This is a genomic window from Paenarthrobacter sp. AT5 (assembly GCF_032764245.1).
GTDB lineage: Bacteria > Actinomycetota > Actinomycetes > Actinomycetales > Micrococcaceae > Arthrobacter > Arthrobacter ureafaciens.
In genome coordinates, this window is the sequence record NZ_CP136441.1 from 4,598,002 (window position 1) to 4,620,316 (window position 22,315).

Annotated in this window: 25 protein-coding genes and 1 pseudogene; 11 read left to right on the plus strand and 15 right to left on the minus strand. The window is 63.2% G+C overall.

The features are described from left to right. Positions 1 to 83 precede the first annotated feature (83 nt). On the plus strand, positions 84 to 347 hold the full coding sequence (locus tag RI444_RS21415; protein ID WP_021473292.1) for a WXG100 family type VII secretion target: 264 nt from the start codon (positions 84 to 86) through the stop codon (positions 345 to 347). A gap of 47 nt (positions 348 to 394) precedes the next feature. Here the strand turns inward: RI444_RS21415 and RI444_RS21420 are convergent, their stop codons facing one another. After that, on the minus strand, positions 395 to 1,393 hold the full coding sequence (locus RI444_RS21420; protein WP_170828588.1) for an EamA family transporter: 999 nt from the start codon (positions 1,391 to 1,393) through the stop codon (positions 395 to 397). 89 nt (positions 1,394 to 1,482) lie between these two features. On the opposite strand from RI444_RS21420, the gene RI444_RS21425 reads away from it, so the two are divergent. Beyond that, positions 1,483 to 2,031: a CGNR zinc finger domain-containing protein gene (locus RI444_RS21425; RefSeq protein WP_179011311.1), complete on the plus strand. Its 549-nt coding sequence runs from the start codon at positions 1,483 to 1,485 to the stop codon at positions 2,029 to 2,031. Positions 2,032 to 2,089: 58 nt separating this feature from the next. Here the strand turns inward: RI444_RS21425 and RI444_RS21430 are convergent, their stop codons facing one another. From RI444_RS21430 to aztD, 4 genes are all read right to left on the minus strand, one after another. Continuing rightward, on the minus strand, positions 2,090 to 2,437 hold the full coding sequence (locus RI444_RS21430; RefSeq protein ID WP_021473295.1) for a hypothetical protein: 348 nt from the start codon (positions 2,435 to 2,437) through the stop codon (positions 2,090 to 2,092). Positions 2,438 to 2,510: 73 nt separating this feature from the next. Further along, positions 2,511 to 3,083 carry a hypothetical protein gene (locus RI444_RS21435; RefSeq protein WP_241650903.1) on the minus strand — a complete coding sequence of 191 codons (573 nt, stop codon included), beginning with the start codon at positions 3,081 to 3,083 and terminating at the stop codon, positions 2,511 to 2,513. Between the two features lie 9 nt (positions 3,084 to 3,092). Then, the gene (locus RI444_RS21440) at positions 3,093 to 4,433 is read right to left on the minus strand and encodes an MATE family efflux transporter (RefSeq protein ID WP_179011309.1); all 1,341 of its coding nucleotides are present in this window, start codon (positions 4,431 to 4,433) and stop codon (positions 3,093 to 3,095) included. A gap of 188 nt (positions 4,434 to 4,621) precedes the next feature. Beyond that, entirely contained in the window at positions 4,622 to 5,911 is a 1,290-nt protein-coding gene (gene aztD / locus RI444_RS21445; RefSeq protein ID WP_207605316.1) for a zinc metallochaperone AztD, read from the minus strand. 295 nt (positions 5,912 to 6,206) lie between these two features. Here aztD and RI444_RS21450 point away from each other — a divergent pair, with 295 nt between their 5' ends. Beyond that, positions 6,207 to 7,193: an acyl-CoA thioesterase gene (locus RI444_RS21450; RefSeq protein ID WP_021473299.1), complete on the plus strand. Its 987-nt coding sequence runs from the start codon at positions 6,207 to 6,209 to the stop codon at positions 7,191 to 7,193. A 16-nt stretch (positions 7,194 to 7,209) separates the two neighbouring features. Here RI444_RS21450 and RI444_RS21455 read toward each other — a convergent pair whose 3' ends face one another. The 5 genes from RI444_RS21455 to RI444_RS21475 form a co-directional block, all read right to left on the minus strand. Further along, positions 7,210 to 7,965, minus strand: coding sequence for a ZIP family metal transporter (locus RI444_RS21455; protein WP_031216794.1), 756 nt, complete (start codon positions 7,963 to 7,965; stop codon positions 7,210 to 7,212). A gap of 50 nt (positions 7,966 to 8,015) precedes the next feature. Further along, the gene (locus RI444_RS21460; protein WP_021473301.1) at positions 8,016 to 8,672 is read right to left on the minus strand and encodes a GntR family transcriptional regulator; all 657 of its coding nucleotides are present in this window, start codon (positions 8,670 to 8,672) and stop codon (positions 8,016 to 8,018) included. A 111-nt stretch (positions 8,673 to 8,783) separates the two neighbouring features. Beyond that, positions 8,784 to 9,794 carry a transketolase family protein gene (locus RI444_RS21465; RefSeq protein WP_207605315.1) on the minus strand — a complete coding sequence of 337 codons (1,011 nt, stop codon included), beginning with the start codon at positions 9,792 to 9,794 and terminating at the stop codon, positions 8,784 to 8,786. Next, the gene (locus tag RI444_RS21470) at positions 9,791 to 10,681 is read right to left on the minus strand and encodes a transketolase (protein WP_021473303.1); all 891 of its coding nucleotides are present in this window, start codon (positions 10,679 to 10,681) and stop codon (positions 9,791 to 9,793) included. Before RI444_RS21470 ends, RI444_RS21465 begins: the two co-directional genes overlap by 4 nt. A 63-nt stretch (positions 10,682 to 10,744) precedes the next feature. After that, positions 10,745 to 12,082: an MFS transporter gene (locus RI444_RS21475; protein WP_021473304.1), complete on the minus strand. Its 1,338-nt coding sequence runs from the start codon at positions 12,080 to 12,082 to the stop codon at positions 10,745 to 10,747. Between the two features lie 201 nt (positions 12,083 to 12,283). Between RI444_RS21475 and RI444_RS21480 the strand changes: the two genes are divergently transcribed. Genes RI444_RS21480 through RI444_RS21505 form a run of 6 tightly spaced genes read left to right on the plus strand, consistent with a single transcriptional unit; the run spans position 12,284 to position 16,948 of the window. Further along, entirely contained in the window at positions 12,284 to 13,159 is an 876-nt protein-coding gene (locus RI444_RS21480) for a sugar phosphate isomerase/epimerase family protein (protein WP_207605314.1), read from the plus strand. Further along, positions 13,156 to 13,929 (plus strand): SDR family NAD(P)-dependent oxidoreductase, encoded by a 774-nt coding sequence (locus RI444_RS21485; RefSeq protein WP_021473306.1) that lies wholly within the window; start codon positions 13,156 to 13,158, stop codon positions 13,927 to 13,929. The genes RI444_RS21480 and RI444_RS21485 overlap by 4 nt, the downstream gene beginning before the upstream one ends. Positions 13,930 to 13,962: 33 nt before the next feature. Next, entirely contained in the window at positions 13,963 to 15,702 is a 1,740-nt protein-coding gene (locus RI444_RS21490) for a dihydroxyacetone kinase family protein (RefSeq protein WP_207605313.1), read from the plus strand. 10 nt (positions 15,703 to 15,712) lie between these two features. Then, the gene (locus RI444_RS21495; RefSeq protein ID WP_021473308.1) at positions 15,713 to 16,171 is read left to right on the plus strand and encodes a ribose-5-phosphate isomerase; all 459 of its coding nucleotides are present in this window, start codon (positions 15,713 to 15,715) and stop codon (positions 16,169 to 16,171) included. A 30-nt stretch (positions 16,172 to 16,201) separates the two neighbouring features. Beyond that, entirely contained in the window at positions 16,202 to 16,543 is a 342-nt protein-coding gene (locus RI444_RS21500; RefSeq protein ID WP_242703181.1) for a DUF1304 family protein, read from the plus strand. Between the two features lie 21 nt (positions 16,544 to 16,564). Next, on the plus strand, positions 16,565 to 16,948 hold the full coding sequence (locus RI444_RS21505; protein ID WP_021473310.1) for a VOC family protein: 384 nt from the start codon (positions 16,565 to 16,567) through the stop codon (positions 16,946 to 16,948). 6 nt (positions 16,949 to 16,954) lie between these two features. On the opposite strand, the gene dnaB is transcribed toward RI444_RS21505, so the two are convergent. After that, positions 16,955 to 18,340, minus strand: a complete 1,386-nt coding sequence (gene dnaB, locus RI444_RS21510) for a replicative DNA helicase (RefSeq protein ID WP_031216797.1) — start codon at positions 18,338 to 18,340, stop codon at positions 16,955 to 16,957. A gap of 626 nt (positions 18,341 to 18,966) precedes the next feature. Here dnaB and RI444_RS21515 point away from each other — a divergent pair. Then, positions 18,967 to 19,419 (plus strand): hypothetical protein, encoded by a 453-nt coding sequence (locus RI444_RS21515; protein ID WP_021473312.1) that lies wholly within the window; start codon positions 18,967 to 18,969, stop codon positions 19,417 to 19,419. Positions 19,420 to 19,427: 8 nt separating this feature from the next. Next, positions 19,428 to 20,003: a hypothetical protein gene (locus RI444_RS21520; RefSeq protein ID WP_021473313.1), complete on the plus strand. Its 576-nt coding sequence runs from the start codon at positions 19,428 to 19,430 to the stop codon at positions 20,001 to 20,003. Here the strand turns inward: RI444_RS21520 and RI444_RS21525 are convergent. The 4 genes and pseudogenes from RI444_RS21525 to RI444_RS21540 form a co-directional block, all read right to left on the minus strand. Further along, positions 20,000 to 20,353 (minus strand): zf-TFIIB domain-containing protein, encoded by a 354-nt coding sequence (locus tag RI444_RS21525; RefSeq protein ID WP_373325249.1) that lies wholly within the window; start codon positions 20,351 to 20,353, stop codon positions 20,000 to 20,002. The genes RI444_RS21520 and RI444_RS21525 overlap by 4 nt on opposite strands. 49 nt (positions 20,354 to 20,402) lie before the next feature. Further along, positions 20,403 to 20,984 carry an FMN reductase gene (locus RI444_RS21530; RefSeq protein ID WP_316963853.1) on the minus strand — a complete coding sequence of 194 codons (582 nt, stop codon included), beginning with the start codon at positions 20,982 to 20,984 and terminating at the stop codon, positions 20,403 to 20,405. A 47-nt stretch (positions 20,985 to 21,031) separates the two neighbouring features. Next, on the minus strand, positions 21,032 to 22,051 hold the full coding sequence (locus RI444_RS21535; RefSeq protein ID WP_225740121.1) for an IS3 family transposase: 1,020 nt from the start codon (positions 22,049 to 22,051) through the stop codon (positions 21,032 to 21,034). After that, positions 22,015 to 22,206: pseudogene (locus RI444_RS21540) on the minus strand (transposase); the annotation flags it as partial. The gene RI444_RS21535 and the pseudogene RI444_RS21540, both read right to left, overlap by 37 nt. Positions 22,207 to 22,315: the final 109 nt, after the last annotated feature.

A 22,315-nucleotide genomic window follows, 5' to 3' on the forward strand; every position in this document is an offset into this window, starting at 1 on the left:
TATTCATTGGATCTTCCGGATGAGCCGGAGGCCGCTGGGGATGCCGAAGAGCTCGGGTCCGAAAAGAATGAAGGAGATATCTCATGGCTATTTGGGGTGCAGACGTTGATCAGCTTCGCCAGCTCGGTAACAAGCTGAAGGCTGGTGCAGAGACCATCGAGCAGCAGCGCTCACAGCTGAAGGGCGCACTGGACGGCACCGACTGGAAGGGCCCGGACGCTGACAAGTTCCGCGGCGAGTGGGACAGCCAGCACGCTTCCAGCCTCAAGAAGGTTGCCGACGCACTTCGCGACGCCGGCGCACGCGCTCAGAAGAACGCCGAGCAGCAGCAGCAGGCTTCCAACTAAGACAGTTGGGAAAGGCCCGGACGCCACAGCGTCCGGGCCTTCGCCTGTTAAGGACCAGGGACCGGCTCGACGTCGTTCGCGTGGTCAAGGACGCGCTCCGCCACCGGGTCTACTCGGGCAGCCCGCTTGTCGCCCCGCAGTTCATCCACCCGGACCAACACCACACCGCCCACAATCAGCAGGCCGCCCAGCAACTGGATGGATCCGGGCAGTTCGCCCAGCAGCAGCCAAGCCCACAGCACGGCGAAAAGTACTTCCGTCAGGGACACGAACGACGCCACCTTGGATCCGAGGCTACGGGCAGCCATGATGCCGGAGACGTATGCGAGCACGGTTGCCAGGATCACCAAGCCGCCCACCGAAACCCACCACGGGGTCTCCCAGGGTCCGAGCGAGGTGTTGGCCGTGCTGAACGTCATGGGCAGCAGGCCCACGGCTCCCACCAGCCACATGACCACCGCGCCCACAACCAGGCCACCCGAAGCCAGCACCAGCGGCGGCAAGGTGTCATTCTCCTTGGCAGTGATGAAGAAATAGATGACAAGGCACACGGCTGCGGCCATGCCCCACAAGACACCGATGAAGTCCACCTTCACGGAACCGGTCAAGTCCAGCACCAGCACCAGCCCCGCCAGGGAGAGCAAGGCTCCGGCAGAAGTGAGGGCGCGTGGCCGGCGTCGGCTGGAGATCCAGAGCCACAGGACGATCATCACCGGCGCCAGGTACTCCAGCAGGAGCGCAACGCCCACAGACAGGCGTGCCACCGCGTTGAAGTAAAAGAGCTGGCAGCCGGCAACGCCGATCAGGCCGAAAAGCAGGATGGTGAGCCAGTTGTCCTTGAGTTGGTGCCAACGGCCGCGAAGAACCACGACGGCGGGAATCAGCAGGATAAGGGCAGCGCCACTGAGCCGCACGGCAACGGCGGCCCCGGGAGACCAGCCGGTCTCCAGCATCGACTTGGCGAAGGACCCGGAAGTGCCGAACACTGCCGAGGAAATGATGGCGATGCCAAGTCCGGATGCCAGGAATCCTTTTGCATCAGCCATGGTCCTTGTTGCTGACACAGCAGCCTCCTGTCAGGAGTAAAGTGGGCTTATGGTCATGACAGTACTCCCCCAGCATGTAAGGAGTCAAAGTGCTTTTTGCGCCTGACACCGAGGTTGCCCTCCGCAGTGTCGTCAACCTGATCAACACCGCCGCCAATGGAGAGGACTCGCTGGCCACCGTCGAGGACCTTGACGCTTTCCTGGATGCCGAAGGCTTCTCCGGTTCGCGCACCAGAACGGCCTCTGAGTTGCGCAGCGTAAAGCGCCTCCGGGGTGAGCTCGCAGCACTCTGGAGCGCCGATGAGGACACCGCTGCCAAAGCCATCAACAAACTCCTCGCCGATGCCAAGGCCCTCCCCCAGCTCGTCAAGCACGATCAGTGGGACTGGCACCTCCATGCCACCACCCCGGAAGCTCCGCTGGCGGATCGCATGGGCACGGAAGCTGCCATGGCAATCGTCGATGTGATCCGGAGCAAGGAGATGGAGCGGATGCGCCTCTGCGCAGCGGAAGACTGCGACGCCGTGGTCCTGGACCTCAGCCGCAACCGTTCAAAGCTCTACTGCGACACCGGAAATTGCGCCAACCGGACCCACGTCGCAGCGTACCGGGCCCGGAAAGCCGCCGAGGGCGACTAGCCTTCACCCCACCGCAACAAAAAAGCGCTCCCCCATCAAACGGGAGGAGCGCTGGAACCTAGTGTCCGCCGTCGTGCGTTTCCGGCGTATCAGGCGAGTCCGGCGAACCCGGACGGCCCTGCGGCCGCTTGGAACTGAGATTGACGCCCGAACCCTTGCCGAGGTGTTCGGCGTTCTCCTTGTAGCTCATGGACAGCATCGCAGCCACCACGAGGCTCACAATGAAGGCGATGCCGGCGCCGGTGAAGGCGAGGTCGAACCTCGGAGCCTTTGCGCTGCCGCCCGAGGCGAAGATCAGTACGGCGACGAACGCCAAAACGGCAAAGAATGCGGAGAAGACAAGCGGTCCCTTGACCGAAGTCCGCATCTTGCGCGGTTCTCCTGGTGTCTGGTCAGCCACGGTCATTCCTCCAATAATGGCGGCTTCTAAGAGCTGCCGCCGGTCTGCAAAGTTCTACGATCAGTAGAACGTCCAGCTACTAGTTTACGGCCTCGGGTGACGAGCCGGGTGCAGAGGGTCCGGAGGACGTCTTGGCTTCGTGACGCAAGGTAAGCCCCGAGAGAATCCACAAGACCCCGCAGATGATGGCACCGCCACCGGCCACACCCAGGAGCGCATGGGCGCCCATGGAAATGAAGAACGGCAGCACCACGGCCGTACCCACGGAGACTACGCCGGAAATCAGCCAGTCCCGGGCGAGGTCGTCGCGCTTCCGGACGCCGCGAGTCAGTTCGGAAACCCCCAGAACCAGCAATGCAACGACGGCGGAGAGTGCTACGCCGACGTCGGACCGGGTAACCATCGCGCCGATGCCGCCCAGGGCGATAACCGCCGGAACGAACACGGGCAGGGTCCGGAACATCCACACTGCCCCCGCCGTCGCCAGCAGATACAGGCCCATCGCCCAGGCAAGCCCCTCGCCGGAAGGGTTGCTCCAGAACGCCGTGGCCAAACCGAACGCCAAACCGATTGCGGCGCGGAGCAGCACGGGCTTCCAAGGCGTGGGCCTGGAGGCAGAACGGGGCTGGGCGGCATTCGCTGGGAGAGTCACGCGTCCAGTTTAGTGCGAACCCAGGACCATCCACCGATCCGTCCGCGCCCGAAGGCCAAGGGTCACCCCGCGCGCCAGCATGTAGCCCAGCGCGAAGGCGAGCCACAACCAGACCAGCCCCGCCGCGCCGTCGGGCCTTGTCAGGTACACCGCCGCCAGGAGCGGCAGATAGACAGCAAGATTTACGACGCCGGCAATCGCCAGGTAGCGGGCGTCGCCGGCTCCGATCAGCACACCGTCAAGGACGAAGACGTAACCGGCGAGGGGTTGGCCGACGGCCAGCACCCACAAGGCAAGAGTGAGCGCAGACCGGACTCCCGCGTCCGAGGTGAACAGATAGCCGGCAAAAGGTGCCACCAAGGCCAGCAACACCCCGGTGATCACGCCGAAGCCCAAGCCCCAGCGAACCATGGTCCGTGTCAGTTCACGGGCCCGCCCGGCATTCCGGGCGCCCAGCTCCTTGCCGATCAGGGCCTGGGCTGCAATCGCCAGGGCATCCAGCGCAAACGCCAGGAAGGAGAAGATGGTCATGGCCAACTGGTGGGCTGCAAGGTTGACCGCACCCTGTGCCGTGACAACCACAACGGTGGCGAGGATGGCCACGCGGAGGCTGAGGGTGCGGAGCATGAGCCACGAGCCCACTTTGGTCATGGCGCGGATGCCGTGCCAATCGGGTTTGAGGGAGACGTTGCAACGTTGGGCATTGCGTCCGACAAACACCAGGTAAACCGCGGCCATTGACCACTGCGCGATGCTGGTTCCGATCGCGGAACCAGCCACGGAAAGGTTCAGCCCATACACCAGGAACCAGTTCAGGGCGATGTTCAGCGCGAACCCGGCAGTGGCCACCACCAGCGGGGTGCGGGTGTCCTGCAATCCCCTCAGCACACCTGTTCCGGCAAAAACCAGGAGCATCGCGGCCAGGCCCGGCATGGACCAGCGGAGATAGTCGACGGCGAATCCCTGCACGTCTCCGCTCGCGCCCATGAGTCCAACCAGCGGCTCGGCGAAGATGAAGCCGAGCACCGCGAGCGCCACGCCCAGCAGCAGAGCCAGCCATACGCCGTCGCGCCCTGCCGCCAAAGCCTTGCCGAGCTTTCCGTCGCCGATCGCGCGGGCGACTGCCGGCGTCGTCGAATATGCCAGGAAAACCATGAGCCCAACCGCGGTGTGCAGAACCGTGGAGGCGAGTCCCACACCGGCCAACTGGTCGACGCCCAAGTGCCCGACGATCGCCGAGTCGGCCAAGAGGAACAGGGGCTCGGCGATCAGGGCGCCGAAAGCGGGCACGGCTAGCCGGAGAATTTCCCGGGCATTGGAACGGCTGGGGGCGGTTGTGGTTTCAGGCACTCATCAAGGGTAGATGCTCCCCCACCCCCCGGCGCTCTATCACATCCCACCCCCAAACCCCCGACGCTCTATCACATCCCACCGCCAATCCCCCGACGCTCTATCACTCTCTTCAGGGGAGTGATAGAGCGTCGGGCTGAAGGAGGCAGGATGTGGAAGAGCATCCGGGTGAGGGTGGAAAGGAGAGATCAGCCCGTGACGCCCGTGAGCTCATTCGGCACGTGCTCAAGCTGGGCCGATCCCGCAACCTTCCCGCTGGAAAGGTTCACAGCGCGGATGGTTCGCGTCGCAGGCTCTGTGACGAACGCCGTCGAACCTTGAACGAACAGGGTGGGCCGCGGGTCCTGCCAGGTTTCCGACTCTTCCCATGCAGCCACCACAGGGATGTTCTTTTCCACAGCGCCCGTCAGCGGGTTGATGACGCGCAAACCGCCGTCTGTTCCCAAAACCAGCGCTTCGCCTGCGGGTCCCCGTCCCAGCGAACGGAACGAATAGCTGGTCCCGATGTCCACGAGTCGCAGCGATGCGGAGTCGGTATTGACCAACGAGATCCTGGTAGGACGCTCCAGCTTCGCACCCTTATCCACCTTGTAGTCACCGAGGATCACGGGAGATTTCTCCGAGCCCGCCTGGTTTCCCATCCGGCCGTATGCATCCGGGCTGGGCACCTTGGTGATGACGCCGTCCTTGTAGATCAGCATGCCGTCGGTGCACCCCACCGTCACGGCTTCACCGCCAGCCACCGCTTCGCCATGCACGCCCGGGCAATCCTCATTGCGCGCAATTTCCCGGCGATCCTGGCCCTTGCCCGCCGACAAAATGGCGATCCCCTTCCGACTTTCCTCATTGCCGAGCGTCACCAGCATCTTGCCGTCCTCTAGCTCAACGGCGACACCATGGTGGGGCTCGGGCGTCGTGTACTGGTCGGTGGCAGGCAGTTCGCCCCCTTTTGTGAGGTCCGCAGAGGCGAAGCTCTCCACTTTCCCGGAACCGTCGCTAAACAGGACGGTCCTGCCGGCGTGGGTAACCACGTGCCCTGCCTCGTCGGCGTCGAAGGAGAGCCCGGTCAAGGCGGGGTCGGAGACGTAGTGGTGGCTATGGTCGCCGTGCGCCTCGGACCAGGCACCGGAGTCAAAGACACGGAAAGCGTCCCCCGTTGAGATGAGCACATGCCTGCCGTCACCCGCCGGGTTCAGCCTATTGAAGCCTTCGAGCTCCACGCCGCCGACCGGCTTCAGGGTCCTTGCGTCCAGAACGGCCACGCCGCCGTCGTGGGTGTAAACGAGGCGAGGAGCGGGACCGGGCGCCTCCTTGGTGGAGGCTGTGGACGGGCTTGGTTCCGGCGCCGCACCTGCTTGGTTGCCGGGCGCCGCGCAGGCGCCAAGCAAAGTGGCGGAAAGCCCGACGGCGGCAACCGCCCGCAGACGGCGGCGCGTGGTTCTCGAGGGCAGGTCGAAGGAGGGTGTGATTGATGACATGCGTTAATAATAATGATTCTCAATTGCATCGCAACTGCAGTGTCACCTACTGCCCGACACCCCAGCCACCCCCAATCCCCCGGTTCCTCTATCACTAAACCCATCGATCTCCCGGTTCCTCTATCACTGCCTTCAAGAGAGAGATAGAGGCACCGCGAAAAGGCGCCGGGAAGTGATAGAGCAACGGCGGGGAGACGGCGGGAGACGATAGAGGAACGGCAGAAAGGGGGGCGGGAAGTGATAGAGGAACGACTCAGTCACGTAACAGAAACACGCCGACAGTAAACTTCGAACCATGAGCGAGTCCCCCGCGAATTCCGTGACCCTCCGCTTCCTCGCAGCCCCCATGGACGTGGGCCACAGCGGCTCAGTCGATGCCGGCACCGTCCTTGAGTGGGTGGATAAGGCGGCGTACGCAGCAGCTGTCGGCTGGGCAAAGTCCTATTGCGTCACGGCATATGTGGGCAACATCCACTTCGCAGATCCCGTCAACAGCGGCGACATGGTTGAGGTCACCTCCACGATCGTCTACACCGGCCGCTCGTCCATGCACATCCACACGACCGTGAGCTCCCGGGATCCCAAGGGCGGGCCGGAGACAATGCACAGCCAATGCATGGTGATCTTTGTTGCCGTGGGACCCGACGGAAAGCCGATCCCCGTCCCTCAGTTCGAGCCATCCACGCCCGCCGAAATCGAAGCACGCGAACATGCCCTTGCCCGCATAGATGTTCGCGAACAGATCGTGAACGCAATGAACGCCCAGGAATATACCGACGCCGGAACGGCCGAGCGTGTGACGCTGCGGTTCATGGCGTCCCCCACGGACGTGAATTGGGGCGGGAAAGTCCATGGTGGCATCGTGATGAAGTGGATCGATGAAGCCGCTTATGTCTGCGCGTCGCGGTACTGCGGAAAGGACACGGTTGCCGTGTTCTCCGGCGGCGTCCGCTTCTACAGGCCTCTCCTCATTGGCCATGTGGTGGAAGTGGAAGCCCGCTTGGTCTACACCGGCGCCAAAGGTATGCACATTGCGGTACATGTCCGTTCGGGCGATCCAAAGACCCGGGAGATGAATCTGACCACGTATTGCCTCACCGTCATGGTGGCCCGGGACGAGACCGGCACCGCCGTTCCTATCCCTGCTTGGGTTCCGGTCTCCGAGGAGGACAAGAAGCTGCACGCCCACGCGCGGGAACTGCTGGAAATCCGCGGCAGGGCACCTGGAAATCGGCTGCCGGACCATCTGTTGAACGCTGGCGGCCAGAGACCAGCGAACTGATCGACTGCGGAAGAGGCTAGCCCCCGAGTTCGCTGATCGTGAAGGCTGTCAGGAAGCCCAGCGAAGCAATCAAACCGCTCAGCAGGTGATGTTCCTCGAAGGCTTCCGGGATCATGGTGTCCGCGAGCATTGCCAGGATGGCACCGGCTGCGGTGGCCGTGATGAAGGCAATGACTCCTGCCGGTGCGTTCTCCAGTGCCGAGTAACCGACCAGTGAGGCAATACCGCACAGCACTGCGATGCCGCCCCAGACTCCGAAGACGTAGGCGGCACTGCGTCCGGATTTCTTCATGCCCGCGGTACTGGAAAGCCCTTCCGGGACATTGGAGATAAAGACGGCAGCGAGCATCGCCGGGCTGACGCCTCCCCCGGTGATCAGCCCGAGGCCCAGAACCACCGATTCGGGAATGCCGTCCAGGAGGGCACCGACGGCGATCGCGGTCCCACTGCCCGGCGACTCTGCTTCGCTGGGCTGGTGGCCACCCGAGCGTTTCCGGTGCTTGGCCCCCCGGCGGGCCAGCAGGAAGTTTGCTCCCACATAGACAACCGCGCCGGCCAGGAACCCGAAGACAGTCGGCCATAGACCCCCGCCACTGGCGGCTTCGTCCACAAGGTCAAAAGCCAATGCGGAGATGAGGACGCCTGCGCCAAAGGACATGACGGATGAGACGATTTTGGGTGGGATGGACCATTTCCATGACAACGCCGAGCCGAGCACCAACGCGCCGCCGGCGATCGTGCCCCACATCAGGGCCTGCATCCACATCGGCAAATCCGCGCCCTCCTCAGTAATCCATCAACTCACGGATTCACCGAGCCTACCTAGCCCACCAGGTTTTCGGCGGCACCGTCCATGTGTCCGATGATGGTCTCGCGCGCCTTGGCAGCGTCTCCGGTTTCGATGGCGGCCACAATGTCGTGATGCCGTCCGACGCTCATGTTCCTGGTGGCACGCTCCAAACCGGCGAACATAATGGACATCCGGATGGAGCCTTCCAGTGATTCCCACTGATGGAGCAGCGTTTCGTTCCCGGAGAGCCGGCACAGCGTCCGGTGGAACTCGAGGTCGGCTTCGATCTGTTCCTCGAGTGAGAGCTTTGCGGCGTTGCCCATGTTCTCGACGGCGGCACGCAGTTCAGCGAGGGCGGCCTCTTTGTCCGGCATGTCGCTCAGGGTACGCGCAGCGAGCGATTCGAGGACGCCCCGGACCGCGAAGATGTCCCGGATTTCCTTGACGTCCAGGTGGCGAACGGAGAGCCGGCCCCGCGCCCCGGCAGACACCAGCCCTTCCTGCTCCAACTGCCGCAGCGCTTCACGGAGGGTTCCGCGGCTGATCTGGAGCATCTCGGAGAGTTCGGTCTCTACGAGGTGGCGGCCGGGCTCCAGTTCCCCGCTGGTGATGGCACTCCGCAGAGCGATGAGCGCCTGTTCGCGCAAGCTCTTCTTTTCCAGTCCCAGCAGGGATGCGGTCAGGGCCATGATGTGTCCTCAATGTGTACGGGCGACTGCCAACAGTCCGGTGTTAACAGTTGATACTACGGGCAGGGGCGCAGGACCGGCAGTCCTGCGCCCCTTCTTGCGGGTTTGTTCTTAGCCGAGTTCGGCCAGGACCTTGGCAACGATCCTGTCGACGGAGAGTCCGTAACGCTCGTGAAGCGTCGGCAGCGCGCCGGCGTCGATGAACTGGTCCGGAAGCGCGATGGGCACCACGCGCTTGCCCAGACCGGCAGTTACGACGGCGGAGGCGACGGTTTCGAACAGACCGCCAACAACGGTGTGGTTTTCCAGGGTGACGGCGAGTCGGTCCGCGTTCAGTTCGGCGAGGACGGTCGCGGAGTCGAACGGCTTGATGGTGGGGGTGTGAACCACGGCAACGTCAACGTTGTGCTTGGCCAGGGCGTCTGCCGCTTGGAGGGCCCGCATGGTCATCAAACCTGAGGAAACGAACACAACGTCGTTGCCGCCGCGCAGCACTTTGGCTTTGCCGAGTTCGAACGTGTAGTCGTACTCATCCAGCACCGTGGGAACGTTGCCCCGCAGCAGGCGGAGGTAGGTGGGCCCTTCCGAGGCTGCCAGCTGGGGAACAGCCTGCTCAATGTCGACCGAGTCGCAAGGGTCCACGATGGTCAGGTTGGGCATGCCGCGGAAGATCGCCATGTCCTCGGTTGCCTGGTGGCTGGGTCCGTAGCCGGTGGTCAACCCCGGCAACCCACCGACGATGTTGACGTTCAGGTTCGGCTCGGCGATGTCCAGGCAGAGGAAGTCGTAGGCACGGCGGGCAGCGAACACGGAGTAGGTGGAGGCGAAGGGGATCATGCCGGTCTCGGCCAGGCCTGCGGCGGCTCCAAGGAGGAGCTGCTCGGCCATGCCCATCTGGAAGAACCGCTCCGGGAAAGCCTTCGCGAAGATATGCATGTCGGTGTATTTGCCGAGGTCTGCCGTCAGACCGACAATCCGCTTATCAGCCTCGGCGGCGGCAACCAACGCGTGACCGAACGGGGCGGAGGTGGTCTTCTGGCCCGGGTCGGCGAAGGAAGCGATCATCGCCGACGTCTTCAACTTCTGCTTTGCGGGCGAAGCCGCTGCGGTGACTGTGCTCATGCTGATGCCGTCCCTTCGTATCCTGCGGTCAGCTGCTCGCGGCAGATCTGCCATTCGTGTTCTTCGATGCGCATGAAGTGTGCCTTCTCCCGCGTCTCCAGCAGCGGCACCCCGCGCCCAACCTTGGTGTCGCAGAGGATCACGGACGGCTGCCCGACCGGTGCCGAAACTGCGGCGATGTTGTCGAACGCTGCCAGCAGCGCACCGACGTCGTTCCCGTCCACGCGCTGGGTGTACCAGCCGAACGATTCCCACTTCTCGGTGACCGGTTCGGTGCGCAGCACCGTATTGGTGGCGCCGTCGGCCTGGAGGGCGTTGATGTCCACCATGGCTGTCAGGTTGCCCAGCTGGTGGTGGTGGGCGCCCATGGCAGCTTCCCAGGTTGAGCCCTCATCCAGTTCACCGTCGGAAAGGAAGTTGATGACGCGGTTGGAGGAACCCTGCGCCCGGAGGCCGAGAGCCATCCCGACGGCGATGGTCAGGCCGTGTCCCAGCGAACCACCGGAGATTTCCATGCCCGGAGTGTAGGTGGACATCCCGGACATCGGGAGGCGGGAATCGTCCGAGCCGTAGGTTTCGAGTTCAGCCACGGGAACGATCCCGGCTTCGGCCAGGGCCGCGTAGTGCCCAATCGCGTAGTGCCCAGTGGAGAGCAGGAACCTGTCGCGCCCCTCCCAGTGCGGATCTTCGGCACGGTACGTGAGCTGGTCGGCGTAAACGGCGGCGAACATGTCCGCTGCGCCCAGGGCCTGGCCGACGTAGCCCTGGCCTTGGACCTCACCCATGTTCAGGGCGTGGTGGCGGATGCGGTAGGCGGCAGCGCGGATGCGCTCCACCCGGTCGGCGGCCGGCAAAGCGGGCGCTGCTTCGACTGATGGAATAGTCACGGGAATCCTTCCGGGGTCGGGCGTGTACCGATGGGGAGAACACGCCCGACGTCGAGTGGTTGCTTAGGCGGTTACCGTCTGGGGAGTTTTGCTGGCGGCTTCTTCCGCGAGCCGGCGCTCACGCTTGCCCCAGGTTTCCTTGGTGATCAAGGCGGCCCAGAGACCGATGGCTCCGTAGATGCTGAAGAGGGCCGCGGGGCCCATCCAGCCGAAGCTGACGAACAGCAGGGTGGTGATGAACGGGGTGAACCCGGAGACCATGGCGGAGATCTGGTAGGCGAGGGATGCGCCGGAGGAGCGGGTCTTGGCCTGGAACAGCTCGGGGAACCAGGCACCCTGGGCGCCGGCGAGCGAGTTCTGGCATACGGCGTAGGCGATCACGATCGTGGCGATGATGAAGATGAACATGCCGGTGTTGACCAGGAGGAACATCGGGATGCCGAAGGCCACGGCGAAGGCCGTTGACCAGATGTACACGGGACGGCGGCCCACCTTGTCGGTCAGCTTGCCCCAGGCGTAGGTGGCGAAGATGCCGATGGCGGCTGCGATGCAGAGGGCCACCAGGGTCTGGGTCTTGTCGGCCAGCTTGGTGCTGTGGAGGTAGGAGATCATGTACGTCACGGAGACGGCGTAGCCGGCGGTTTCGGCGATGCGGAGGCCGATGCCGCGGACGATGTTGCGCCAGTCGGTCTTGATGACCTCGACGATCGGGGACTTAACAATGTCGCCCTTGGTCTTGACGTCTTCGAAGACCGGGGACTCGGGCACCTTGGAACGGATGATGAGTCCTACGGCGACCAGCAGGATGCTGGCGAGGAACGGTACGCGCCAGGCCCATTCACTGCCGAGGCCGACGCTGAAGAGGAAGACGAGGTTTGCCAGCAGCAGTCCTACGGGGAAGCCGGCCTGCACGATGCCGGTGAACTGGCCCTTCTTCTTCCACGGTGCGTGCTCGTAGCTCATCAGGATGGCACCGCCCCATTCGGCGCCGAATGCCAGGCCCTGGATGATGCGCACGATCACCAGCAGTGCGGGAGCCAGCAGGCCGACCTGCTGATAGGTCGGGAGGAGGCCAATAGCGAAGGTCGCCAGGCCCATCAGGATGAGGGAGGCAACGAGGACGGGCTTACGGCCAAGCTTGTCGCCAAGGTGCCCGCCAATGATGCCGCCCAAAGGACGGGCAGCGAAGCCAACACCGAGTGTCGCGAAGGACGCCAACGTACCGGTCACCGGATCGGCGCCCGGGAAGAATGCCGTACCAAAGTACAGTGCGGCAGCGGTGCCGAACCCGATGAAGTCGTAGGTTTCGATGACTGCGCCGACGCCCGAACCGACGGCGACTCGCTTGGCTTCCTTGGTTCCATGAACCGGACCACGCATGGTCAGAGCATCATTGCTCATTGCTTATTCCCTTTCGAAGAGTGGGCTGCATTCCGCAACACCACTGTCGACAGTCAACATAATACGTCAACTGTGACCGACACCACCAGCAATGTCAACAGTCAACTTTAAGGGTTGACTGTTAACAGTTAACTCCGATAACGTGGTCCGCATCACTAAAGGCTCTCTCCGTCGAGAGCCGCAACCTGAGGATCAACGACGATGTTCCATCAAAGACTGGGCTGTTCTTCCATCAGCTTCCGGCATCAGGACCTGGCAACAGCCCTGCACACCATGAGCGGTCTCGGCTTCGAAGAGATCGACCTCGGAGCACTCCCCGGCGTCTGCGACCACGTGCCCTACGTACTGGACGCCGAGGCAGTGGAGGCGGTTGCCGCCGTCGTGCGTGAGTCCGGACTGCGCGTCCGCAGCGTAAACGGCGACATCGGGGACCTGAATGCAACGCTCGACGCCGACGCCCGGCTGGAACGCGAACGCCACCTTGAGATGCTGCTAAGCCTCGCTGCCAAAACCGGGGCGAAAGCACTGGTCCTGCCGTGCGGTGCGATCGACCACGAACCCGTGGGCAGCCTCGAGGGAGATATCGAAACGGTTGGCGCCCAACTCATCCACGCGTCCGAACGGGCCAAAGAGTTCGGCGTAGAACTGTGGACCGAGTCCCTGCACTACTTCCGGCTGTGTTGGAACACAGAGCGGGCCCAGCTCCTTGCCGACCAGCTCATCGGTTCAAACGTCGGAATCGTCATGGACTTCAGCCACATCGTGGCCTCCGGGGGCAATCCGGTGGACTTCATCGAACGGTTCGGCGACCGCATCACCCACGTGCACCTGCGCGATGCGGTGCCCGCCACCGAAACCGGGCCCGGGAACATCAACCTCAGTATCGGCAACGGCCAAGCGGACTTCGCGGCCGGTCTCTCCGCCCTGCGGGACATCGGCTACACGGGCCACTTCTCCCTGGAACTCGAAACCCGCGACGTCACCCATGACGAGCGACCCGCTGCCGCAGCCAAGGCCGGCAGCTTCATCACAGACCTCATCCAGTACCCCCTGCACACCATTCAAGGAGCATCATGACCACCACCCAGCGCACCGCAGTCCTCACCGGAGCCACCTCCGAGCGCGGAATCGGCCTCACCACAGCCCGCCGCTACGCCGCTCAGGGCTGGGGAGTCGTCATCCTCGACCTCGACGGCGAGAAGTCGGCGAAGGTCGCTGCCGAAATCGGCAACGAATTCAACGTCCCCGCGTTCGGTTACGAAATCAACGTGGCCGATGAAGCCTCCGTTGCCAGGGCCCAGGCTGCCGTTGCGGCTGAAGTATCGGCCGGAAACCTCCCGGTGGTGGGCGCTCTGGCGAACATCGCCGGCATCACCTCCCCCGTTCCGTTCCTCGAAACCACCCTTGAGCTGTGGCACAAGGTCATGGACGTCAACGCCACCGGCACCTACCTGGTGACCAAGGCATTCCTCCCGGACATGATCGCCAACGGCTGGGGCCGCATCGTGAACATGTCATCCGTTTCCGCCCAGCGCGGTGGGGGCGTGTTCGGCAAGGTTCCCTACTCCGCAGCCAAGGCAGCCATCCTCGGCTTCACCAAAGCCCTGGCCCGTGAAATCGGCGAAACCGGCGTGACCGTTAACGCCATCACCCCCGGAGCGGTAGACACGAACATCCGCGTAGGCAGCACCCAGGAGCAGGAAGACGCCATCAACGCCGGCATCCCCCTGGGCCGCAACGCCACTACCGAGGAAGTTGCCGCCGTCATCACGTTCCTGTCCTCCGAGGATTCCGCGTACCTCACCGGCACCACCATCGACATCAACGGCGGCAGCCACATTCACTAGTCCCCCGCATTCCGAGGAACACCAGGACCCACCATGACCAGAATCTTCAACGATCCCGCCGACTTCGCCGATGAATCCCTCTCCGGCTTCTGCGACGCCCACTCGGACCTCGTACGCCAGGTAGAGGGTGGCGCCGTTCGCCGCAACCGGCCCTCCGCTCCCAAGGTGGCAGTTATTACGGGCGGCGGTTCGGGGCATTACCCCGCGTTCTCCGGCATCATCGGCCCGGGCTTTGCTGACGGGGCCGTGGTCGGAAACATCTTCACCTCACCGTCCACCCAACAGGCCTACTCCGTGGCAAAGGCCGCGAACTCGGGTGCCGGCATCGTCTTCACCTATGGCAACTATGCCGGCGATGTCCTCAACTTCGGCATGGCCAGTGAACGGTTGAATGCCGAGGGAATCCGGGCGGAAAACGTACTGGTCACGGACGACATCGCCAGTGCTCCTTTGTCCGAGGTTGAAAAGCGCCGTGGCATTGCCGGGGACTTCGTGGTCTTCAAGGTCATGGGTGCAGCCGCCGAAGCCGGGCTGGACTTGGATTCGGTGGTGCGCTTGGGACGCAAGGCCAATGACCGCACCCGCACCATCGGAACGGCATTCAGCGGCTGCACCTTCCCGGGAGCGGAGCAACCCCTCTTCCGCCTTCCCGAGGGTCACATGGGCCTGGGCCTGGGTATCCACGGCGAACCGGGACTGTTCGATACTGAACTGCCTACCGCCGTCGAACTTGGCCACGAACTGGTGCGACGCGTCCTGGCGGAAGCGCCCGCAGCCGCGTCCGGTCGTGTTGCCGTCATCCTCAACGGGCTTGGCTCCACCAAGAACGAGGAACTTTTTGTCCTGTGGCGCACGGTCGCCCCGCTCCTCCGCGAGGCGGGCTACACCCTGGTCATGCCCGAGGTCGGAGAACTGGTGACCAGCCTGGACATGGCAGGTGTTTCCTTGACCCTGACATGGCTGGACGAGGAACTGGAGGAGTACTGGACGGCCCCTGCCCTGACTCCGGCCTATCGCCGGGGTTCGGTTGGGTTCGATATCGCCGCGCCCGGCGACGCTGTGGAAGAAGTCGTTGCCTCGGACGCCGCCAACTACTCCTCCACAGAGGGATCGCGGGCCTACGCCGGCAAGTGCCTTGCCGCGCTGGAAGCCACTGCGGAGCTGCTCCGCGAATCGGAGTCGATGCTCGGAGACATGGACGCAATCGCCGGCGATGGTGACCACGGCCGCGGCATGGTCCGTGGGTCCGCTGCCGCCATTCAGGCCGCTGCCGCCGCTTACTCGGCCGGTGCCGGGGCGGGCTCCGTGCTGATCGCCGGCGGCGACGCGTGGGCCGACAAAGCCGGCGGAACGTCGGGTGTCCTCTGGGGTGCCGGGCTGCGCGCCTTTGGCGAGCGGCTGGGCGACTCGGAAAGCCCGACGGCGGACCTCCTCGCGGCCGCTGTGCGCGCTTTCGCCGACCGCATCACTGGCCTGGGCAAAGCCAAGATAGGCGACAAGACCATGGTGGACTCCCTGCTGCCGTTTGCTTCTTCCTTCACTCACGCCGTGGCTGCAGGGTCCCCCGCAGAGGAGGCGTGGGCTGCCGCGGCTGCAACAGCAACGTCGGCAGCAGCCGCCACCGCTGATCTTCGCCCGCTCAAAGGCCGCGCCCGTCCGCTCGCCGAGAAGAGCATCGGCACCCCCGACCCCGGGGCGACGTCGCTCGCCATGGTGTTCACCGCCGTCGGGCCCCACTTCACGGCAGTTCCCGTAGCTGCAGCCGCCAACTAGGAGAGTAACCATGCGCATCATCGTGGGCGCCGATGAAGCCGGCGTTGACTACAAAGACCGGATCCTCGCGGATCTGGAGGCAGACGACCGGATCACCGAAGTGATTGACATCGGAGTGAACCGTGCCGATGCGGACTTCACCAGGCCGTACCCGTACGTGGGCATCGCGGCAGGCGAAATGATCCGCGACGGCAAGGCTGATCGCGCCATCCTCTTCTGCGGTACCGGCATCGGCGTGGCCATCGCCGCCAACAAGGTGCCCGGTATCCGTGCCACCGCGGCCCACGATTCGTTTTCCGTGGAGCGCTCCATCCTCTCCAACGACTGCCAGGTCCTCACCATGGGACAGCGCGTGGTGGGCGTGGAACTCGCCCGGCGGCTGGCCAAGGAGTGGGTTGGCTACGCCTTCGATCCCTCGTCCGCTTCCGCGGAGAAGGTGAAGGTCCTCAGCGACTTCGAAGGCTGCTAGCTGTCTCGGAGGATCTGCGGCCCTCCACTCTTGACGCTGGGCAGCGTCGGCATTCTTGAGATTTTCTTCCACGGCGATCAACGCTTCCACCGGATCTTTCTGATCCAACCGGACGACGTGAGGGCCGTCAGGATGTGGGCCATGAACGTAGGTGCCTACAACTTTGCCTTCGCATTTGGATTGGCCGTGGGTTTGTTGATGGTGAACACAGGCAACGCGGCTGGTGGAACGTCAATCGTCCTTTTTTGCTGCGCAAGCCACGTGTTCCTGGGCTTTTGGCTCTGGGTGACGGAGAAACGCTTGTGGACGAGTGCGATAGGACAGGCCCTCATCCCCGGATTGGCAATCGTGTTCTATCTCTTACTGGGCTGAAGCCCCACTACACTGGCGTCCATGTCTTGCCGAATCAGCGAACTGGTCCTGAACTGCAAAGATCCCGAACTGCTCGCCAAGTTCTGGAGTGACGTGCTCGGATACGTCGAACTCGACAGGGATGAGGGCTCGATTGAGATCGGGCCGTCCGATGCCGGCTTCGGCGGCCTGCAGCCCACCATCATCCTGAGCCCCAGCAGCAACCCGCGGGCGGGCCGCCTGCCGCTCCATATCGATGTCAATCCCGTGGACCGGGACCAGGCTGCTGAGCTGGAGCGCCTGCTTGCCCTCGGAGCCCGTCCAGCCGACGTCGGGCAAACGGGCGAGGAACAATGGCATGTGCTGCAAGACCCCGAAGGCAACGAGTTCTGCCTGCTGCGGAAGCAGCTTGAGGACGCTGCTTAGCGGGTGCTAGAAACCGCCGCCTCCGCCGGAATCGCCGGCCATGTTGGCGAACCGGGAGTAGTGACCTTGGAATGCCACGACGATGTCCTTGGTAGGGCCGTTACGGTGTTTGGCGATCAGGATGTCCGCTTCACCTGCGCGAGGGGACTCCTTGTCGTAGACATCCTCACGGTGGAGGAGGATGACCATGTCCGCGTCCTGCTCGATAGAACCGGATTCACGGAGGTCGGAAACCATGGGCCGCTTGTCCTGACGCTGTTCTGAACCACGGTTCAGCTGCGAGAGGGCGATCACGGGGACCTGGAGTTCCTTGGCGAGCAGCTTCAGCGCACGCGAGAACTCGGACACTTCCTGCTGGCGGGATTCAACCTTCTTGCCCGAGCTCATCAGCTGCAGGTAGTCGAGCACCACGAGCTTAAGGTCATGTTGCTGCTTGAGGCGGCGGCACTTGGCCCGGATTTCCATGAGGGACATATTGGGGCTGTCGTCGATGAACAGGGGCGCATCATTCATCCGGCCCATGGTGGTGGCGATCTTGGACCATTGCTCATCCTTGATGGTTCCCTTGCGGAGATCCTGGAGGCTGATGGTGGCCTCCGCGGAGAGCAGGCGCATGGCGATCTCGTTCCGGCCCATTTCCAAGGAGAACATCACAGTCGCCATGTTGTTCTTGATGGCTGCCGAACGGGCGAAGTCCAGCGCAAACGTGGACTTACCGACCGCGGGGCGTGCTGCAATCACGATCATCTGGCCAGGGTGGAGGCCGTGCGTGAGTTCGTCCAGTTCATAGAAGCCGGTGGGAACACCCACCATGCCCTCTCCACGGTGCCCGGACGCCTCGATCTCGTCCACGGTGGACTCCAAGACGTCTTTCAACGCAACGTAGTCTTCAGCCGTGCGCTTTTCAGCAACAGCGTAGACCTCGGCCTGGGCCTGGTTGACGAGGTCTTCGACCTCTCCGTCCTGGCCGTAGCCCATTTGCACGATCTTGGTTCCGGCATTGACCAACCGGCGCAGGACTGCGCGTTCTGCAACGATTTCCGCGTAGTAGCCGGCGTTTGCGGCGGTGGGGACAGTCTGGATCAGTTCATGGAGATAGGCCGGCCCGCCGATCCTGTTGATCTCGCCGCGTTTGGTCAGTTCATCCGAGACGGTCACTGCGTCAGCGGGTTCTCCGCGTCCGTACAGGTCAATGATGGATTCGTAGATGGTCTCGTGCGCCGGGCGGTAAAAATCGTGCCCGCGAACGATCTCCACGACGTCGGCAATGGCGTCCTTGGAGAGCATCATGCCACCGAGGACTGATTGTTCAGCCGCGATGTCCTGCGGAGGTTTGCGGCTCGAATCCGAAGCCCGGGTGCCCTCGAGTGAGTCCAAGTGCGTTACTGACAAAGCCGTCCTCCATATGTGTACCGCTGCAGAGATTCCGTCCCTCGGCGGTGCGTAAAGCGCGGGTGGACCTGGAATGGATAACCTTGGCATCCGGACCAGCCGAGTGCTCCTGTTATATCGTCCGGGACCGACATTTTTAGGGCCGTCCCCGTTACCCACAACTTATCCACAGAAGTATCCCCAAGCTGATTTGCGCGCCGTCGGCTGAGGGTATTCGGGAGGGTTATTTCCATCCTGAAACAGGTACCTGAGCCACGTTATCCGCGCTCTTGGGAAGCACAAAGCCGGCCGTCTTGCACATCTGTGGATAACCTGTGGAATAAGCCCCATTGGTTGTGCACAGACTGTGCGTGAACCTGTGGATACAAAAATTCTTTTCGCTCAAAACCGCTTTTGACATGGGAAAACGTCCCTCACAGCTTGTGGAGCAAAAGATTTTTTAGTGGATAACCATCCACAGGTACATTCACCAGGAGGGAAGCCCATCACGCCTCGACGAGGCACAAACATGCCCAGAATGTGATGCATTCAACAAGTTCATGCCGTATTTGACACTTCCCTCTCGGAAGCTTATGCCGCTCATGGAATGTGCTGTGGATAACCTCAATCTGGCATAAGCTCTAAGCATGGGGAACAACCTTGGCGACCTGCTCCTGACAGCCCTCCCTTTGGTGATCCTTATTGGCCTGCTATGGGCCGTGTCCACGGCGCTTCGGCCCCGTGATACCGGAGTGTCCGAGGCGGAGCGCTACCAACGTGAACTGGCGTCACGCTCCGCCGCGCACCAAGCCTCGCAAATCCAGGCGGCACTGGCCCAGCGGGCACGCATAGAAGCTTCCGCGCAGCCCAGCCAGAACCGTTCCCACACTTCGCGCCCGGCCCCTGGCCAGCAGTCCCCGAATTCCCCTGCCCGGGATCAGCAACCCGCAATACTTCCCAACGGCCAGCTCAACCCACAGTTGGCATTTGAGCTCCAAAACCTTGTCCGCAGCGGCCAAAAGATCCAAGCCATCAAGGTACTGCGGCAGGCAACACACTCAGATCTCATGACCGCCAAGAACTACATAGATCGGCTCTGATAAACGCCATGGATTCGCTTCTCATCCCGCTCGTGATCCTCATTGCGGTCATTGCGGGCGTGCTGCTGCTCATTCGCTCCTACACCAAGCGATCTGCCGAGACCCGTGCCGACGCCGCGGCCTTGAACGTGCCCAAGGATGCAGTCACCCTCGCCAAGGAGTCGGCAGCCAAACTAAATGAGGAACAGCACCGTCGCCTGTACTCCCTCATAGCGCAGGGCCAAGGGATGGCGGCCATCAAGCTCTACTTGCAGGCCACCGGAGAAGGTCTGCGGGCCTCTCGCGACGCCGTCGGAGCCCTCGCCGCCCATCCACAGCCCTACCGGCCGGAAGCTCCCGCCAAGGACCTGCTGGCGGACGATGACGACGAGCCCGAGCGGTTCCCTTACCGGTACCGTGCAATCGTCAGCAAGGGCGATGTGACCCGCGAGGTGAGCAGCAATATGCTCAATGACGAGATCTACGGGCGGATCAGGACCCTCGCCAAAAGCGGGGACGTGGAGGGCGCAGCGCTGGCCCTGACCCGCCACTCGGACATCACCATCAAGCAGGCGCGCGAATTCATCGAGCTGCTGGACGACTAGAAGTCGAACAGGTCTCCGAGCCAGCCTTCCTTCTTCTTCCGCTTGCGGCCATAGTCATCGCGACGGTCGTAGTCCCGCCGATCAGCGTCCCTCCGCTCATAATCCCGGCGCCCACCCCGGTCGTCGTACCGCGGCTGCCCGGGCCTCGATTCGAAAGGGTTGTAGAGCGGTGGCGGGGCTATGGGAGGTTGGCTTGGAACGTGCGGCGCCGGAGCGGGTGGGGGGTCGGCGGCCACCCGATCGATGATTTTGTCCAGCTCACCGCGGTCCAGCCACACACCCCTGCATTGCGGGCAGTAATCAATCTCAACCCCGCTGCGTTCGCTCATCACCAGGTCTACAGAATCCACAGGACATTTCATGCCTTGCCCAACGACCCGGCACGGCGATTAGTTCGGCCTACTGCGCAGCAGAGATTCCTGCCAGCAATTGCTCGAACGGCAACGACTCCAAGGCGGGCGACTTCCGCCCGGGCTGGGGGCCGCTCAGCAGTTGCACGAGCTCACCGGCCGCCCGGTCCACGCGCGCGGAAAGCGGTGAGCCGCCGTCGTCATTACCCCAGTCCTGGGGCCCGGCGAAGATGGCAGTCGCCGCCATCCTGGTCCGCAGGTAGCTGAAGAGCGGCCGCATGGCGTGGTCCAGAACCATCTGGTGGCGGTCGGTGCCGCCCGTGGCGCCAATGAGGACCGCCTTGCCGTCCAGCGACTTGGGATCCAGGACGTCGATGAAGGACTTGAAGAGGCCGCTGTAGGAGGCGCTGAAAACGGGGCTGACGGCGATAATGCCGTCGGAGTCTTCGACGCCGGCGATCACCTCCGCGAGGCGGGGAGCTGCGTATCCGGTGACGAAGTTGTTGGCGATGTCCACCGCCAAGTCCCTTAGTTCAACGATGTCGATCTTCGCCTGGTACCCGGCTGCCTGCAGCTGCCGTTCCGTGGAGGCAGCCAATTGGTCGGCCAGCAGACGGCTCGACGACGGCACGCCAAGCCCTGCTGAAAGTGATTGGGCCCCCTTTAGCAGTCCAGCGGCTATGCGATAGCTGATTGGTGGTCTGCGGTCCACTGATTCCAGTAGTTGGATGGTGTCATTCCATCCAGGGATCCGTGGGGCCGTTCATGATTGTAGATGTCTTTCCATTCGTCGGCCAAGTACTTTGCTTCGGCCATGGTGTCGATGATTTCTCCGGAGAGTTGTTCCCTTCTGAATTGGGCGTTGAATGATTCGATGAACCCGTTCTGCCAGGGCGATCCCGGGTCGATGAACGCGGTCTTCACACCGGCTGTGCTGCACCATTCGATCAGTGCGGCGGCGGTGAATTCCGGTCCGTTGTCGCAGCGCACGTACGCCGGTTCGATACCGGTTTCGGCGATGATGTTCTCCAGCACGGCGACCACGTCGGAAGCCTTGAACGAGCGCCGCGGCACGATCGCCAGCGCCGTGCGGGTGCATTCGTCGATGACGTTGAAGAAGCGGATGTGGCGCCCGCAGGAGGTGACGTCGGACTGGAAGTCGAAGCTGATCACGTGCATCGGGTATTCGGCTTTCAGGCGCTTCTGTTCCCCGGCGTCCGGGCCGGTCCGGCGCTTCTTCTTCGGCTTGGGTTTACAAACCAGTCCCTCGTCGCGCCAGAGCCGGCGTACCCGCTTCTTGTTCAGCGCCACGTCCTGCCACTGCGGCTGGGCACGCAGGTGCCAGCGGGCCTTCTTCCAGCCCCACGCCGGGTGTTTCTGCGCGACTGCCCGCAGGTCAGCGCGCAGCCGTGTTTCCTCGAAACTCATTTCGGGTTTCTTCTTGCGCAGGGCGGAGCGGTTCTGCCCCAGCACTTTGCAGGCAAAGCGTTCCGACGCCCCGAACTTCTCCATCGCCATGCGCACGGCACGGCGGCGTGGTTCGGGGCTCAGAATTTTCCCTTGGCCACCTCGTTCAGGATGTCGATGGCTAGCTCTTTCTCGGCCAGCAGCCGCTTGAGCCTCGCGTTCTCCTTCTCGAGCTCCTTGGTCCGTTTCGTCGCCTCGGCGTTCTTCTCGGACCCGTACTGGTTCAGCCACCGGTACCAGGTCGCCTCGGTGACCTGCAGTTCCTTGACGACCTCGATGAGGGGCCGTCCTTCATTGAGCATTTTCTGGCCCTGCCGGACCTTCGCGATGACCTGCTCGGGGGTATGCCTACGTGCCATAACTAGTGAATTTCCTCCTGCGTCCATTCTCGGACACGAAACTCACATAGTCACCGGACTCCTACACGGGGACCCAACCAAAAGGACGGTTATGCGGCGGGTTTCCATGGCGTTCTCCTGTTGCTCGATTCAACTC

Coding starts and splice junctions, on each gene's coding strand:
- RI444_RS21415 (WP_021473292.1), top strand. CDS start 84: ATGGCTATTTGGGGTGCAGACGTTGATCAGCTTCGCCAGCTCGGTAAC.
- RI444_RS21420 (WP_170828588.1), bottom strand. CDS start 1,393: ATGGCTGATGCAAAAGGATTCCTGGCATCCGGACTTGGCATCGCCATC.
- RI444_RS21430 (WP_021473295.1), bottom strand. CDS start 2,437: ATGACCGTGGCTGACCAGACACCAGGAGAACCGCGCAAGATGCGGACT.
- aztD (WP_207605316.1), bottom strand. CDS start 5,911: ATGTCATCAATCACACCCTCCTTCGACCTGCCCTCGAGAACCACGCGC.
- RI444_RS21450 (WP_021473299.1), top strand. CDS start 6,207: ATGAGCGAGTCCCCCGCGAATTCCGTGACCCTCCGCTTCCTCGCAGCC.
- RI444_RS21460 (WP_021473301.1), bottom strand. CDS start 8,672: ATGGCCCTGACCGCATCCCTGCTGGGACTGGAAAAGAAGAGCTTGCGC.
- RI444_RS21465 (WP_207605315.1), bottom strand. CDS start 9,794: ATGAGCACAGTCACCGCAGCGGCTTCGCCCGCAAAGCAGAAGTTGAAG.
- RI444_RS21475 (WP_021473304.1), bottom strand. CDS start 12,082: ATGAGCAATGATGCTCTGACCATGCGTGGTCCGGTTCATGGAACCAAG.
- RI444_RS21480 (WP_207605314.1), top strand. CDS start 12,284: ATGTTCCATCAAAGACTGGGCTGTTCTTCCATCAGCTTCCGGCATCAG.
- RI444_RS21485 (WP_021473306.1), top strand. CDS start 13,156: ATGACCACCACCCAGCGCACCGCAGTCCTCACCGGAGCCACCTCCGAG.
- RI444_RS21490 (WP_207605313.1), top strand. CDS start 13,963: ATGACCAGAATCTTCAACGATCCCGCCGACTTCGCCGATGAATCCCTC.
- RI444_RS21495 (WP_021473308.1), top strand. CDS start 15,713: ATGCGCATCATCGTGGGCGCCGATGAAGCCGGCGTTGACTACAAAGAC.
- RI444_RS21505 (WP_021473310.1), top strand. CDS start 16,565: ATGTCTTGCCGAATCAGCGAACTGGTCCTGAACTGCAAAGATCCCGAA.
- RI444_RS21515 (WP_021473312.1), top strand. CDS start 18,967: ATGGGGAACAACCTTGGCGACCTGCTCCTGACAGCCCTCCCTTTGGTG.
- RI444_RS21520 (WP_021473313.1), top strand. CDS start 19,428: ATGGATTCGCTTCTCATCCCGCTCGTGATCCTCATTGCGGTCATTGCG.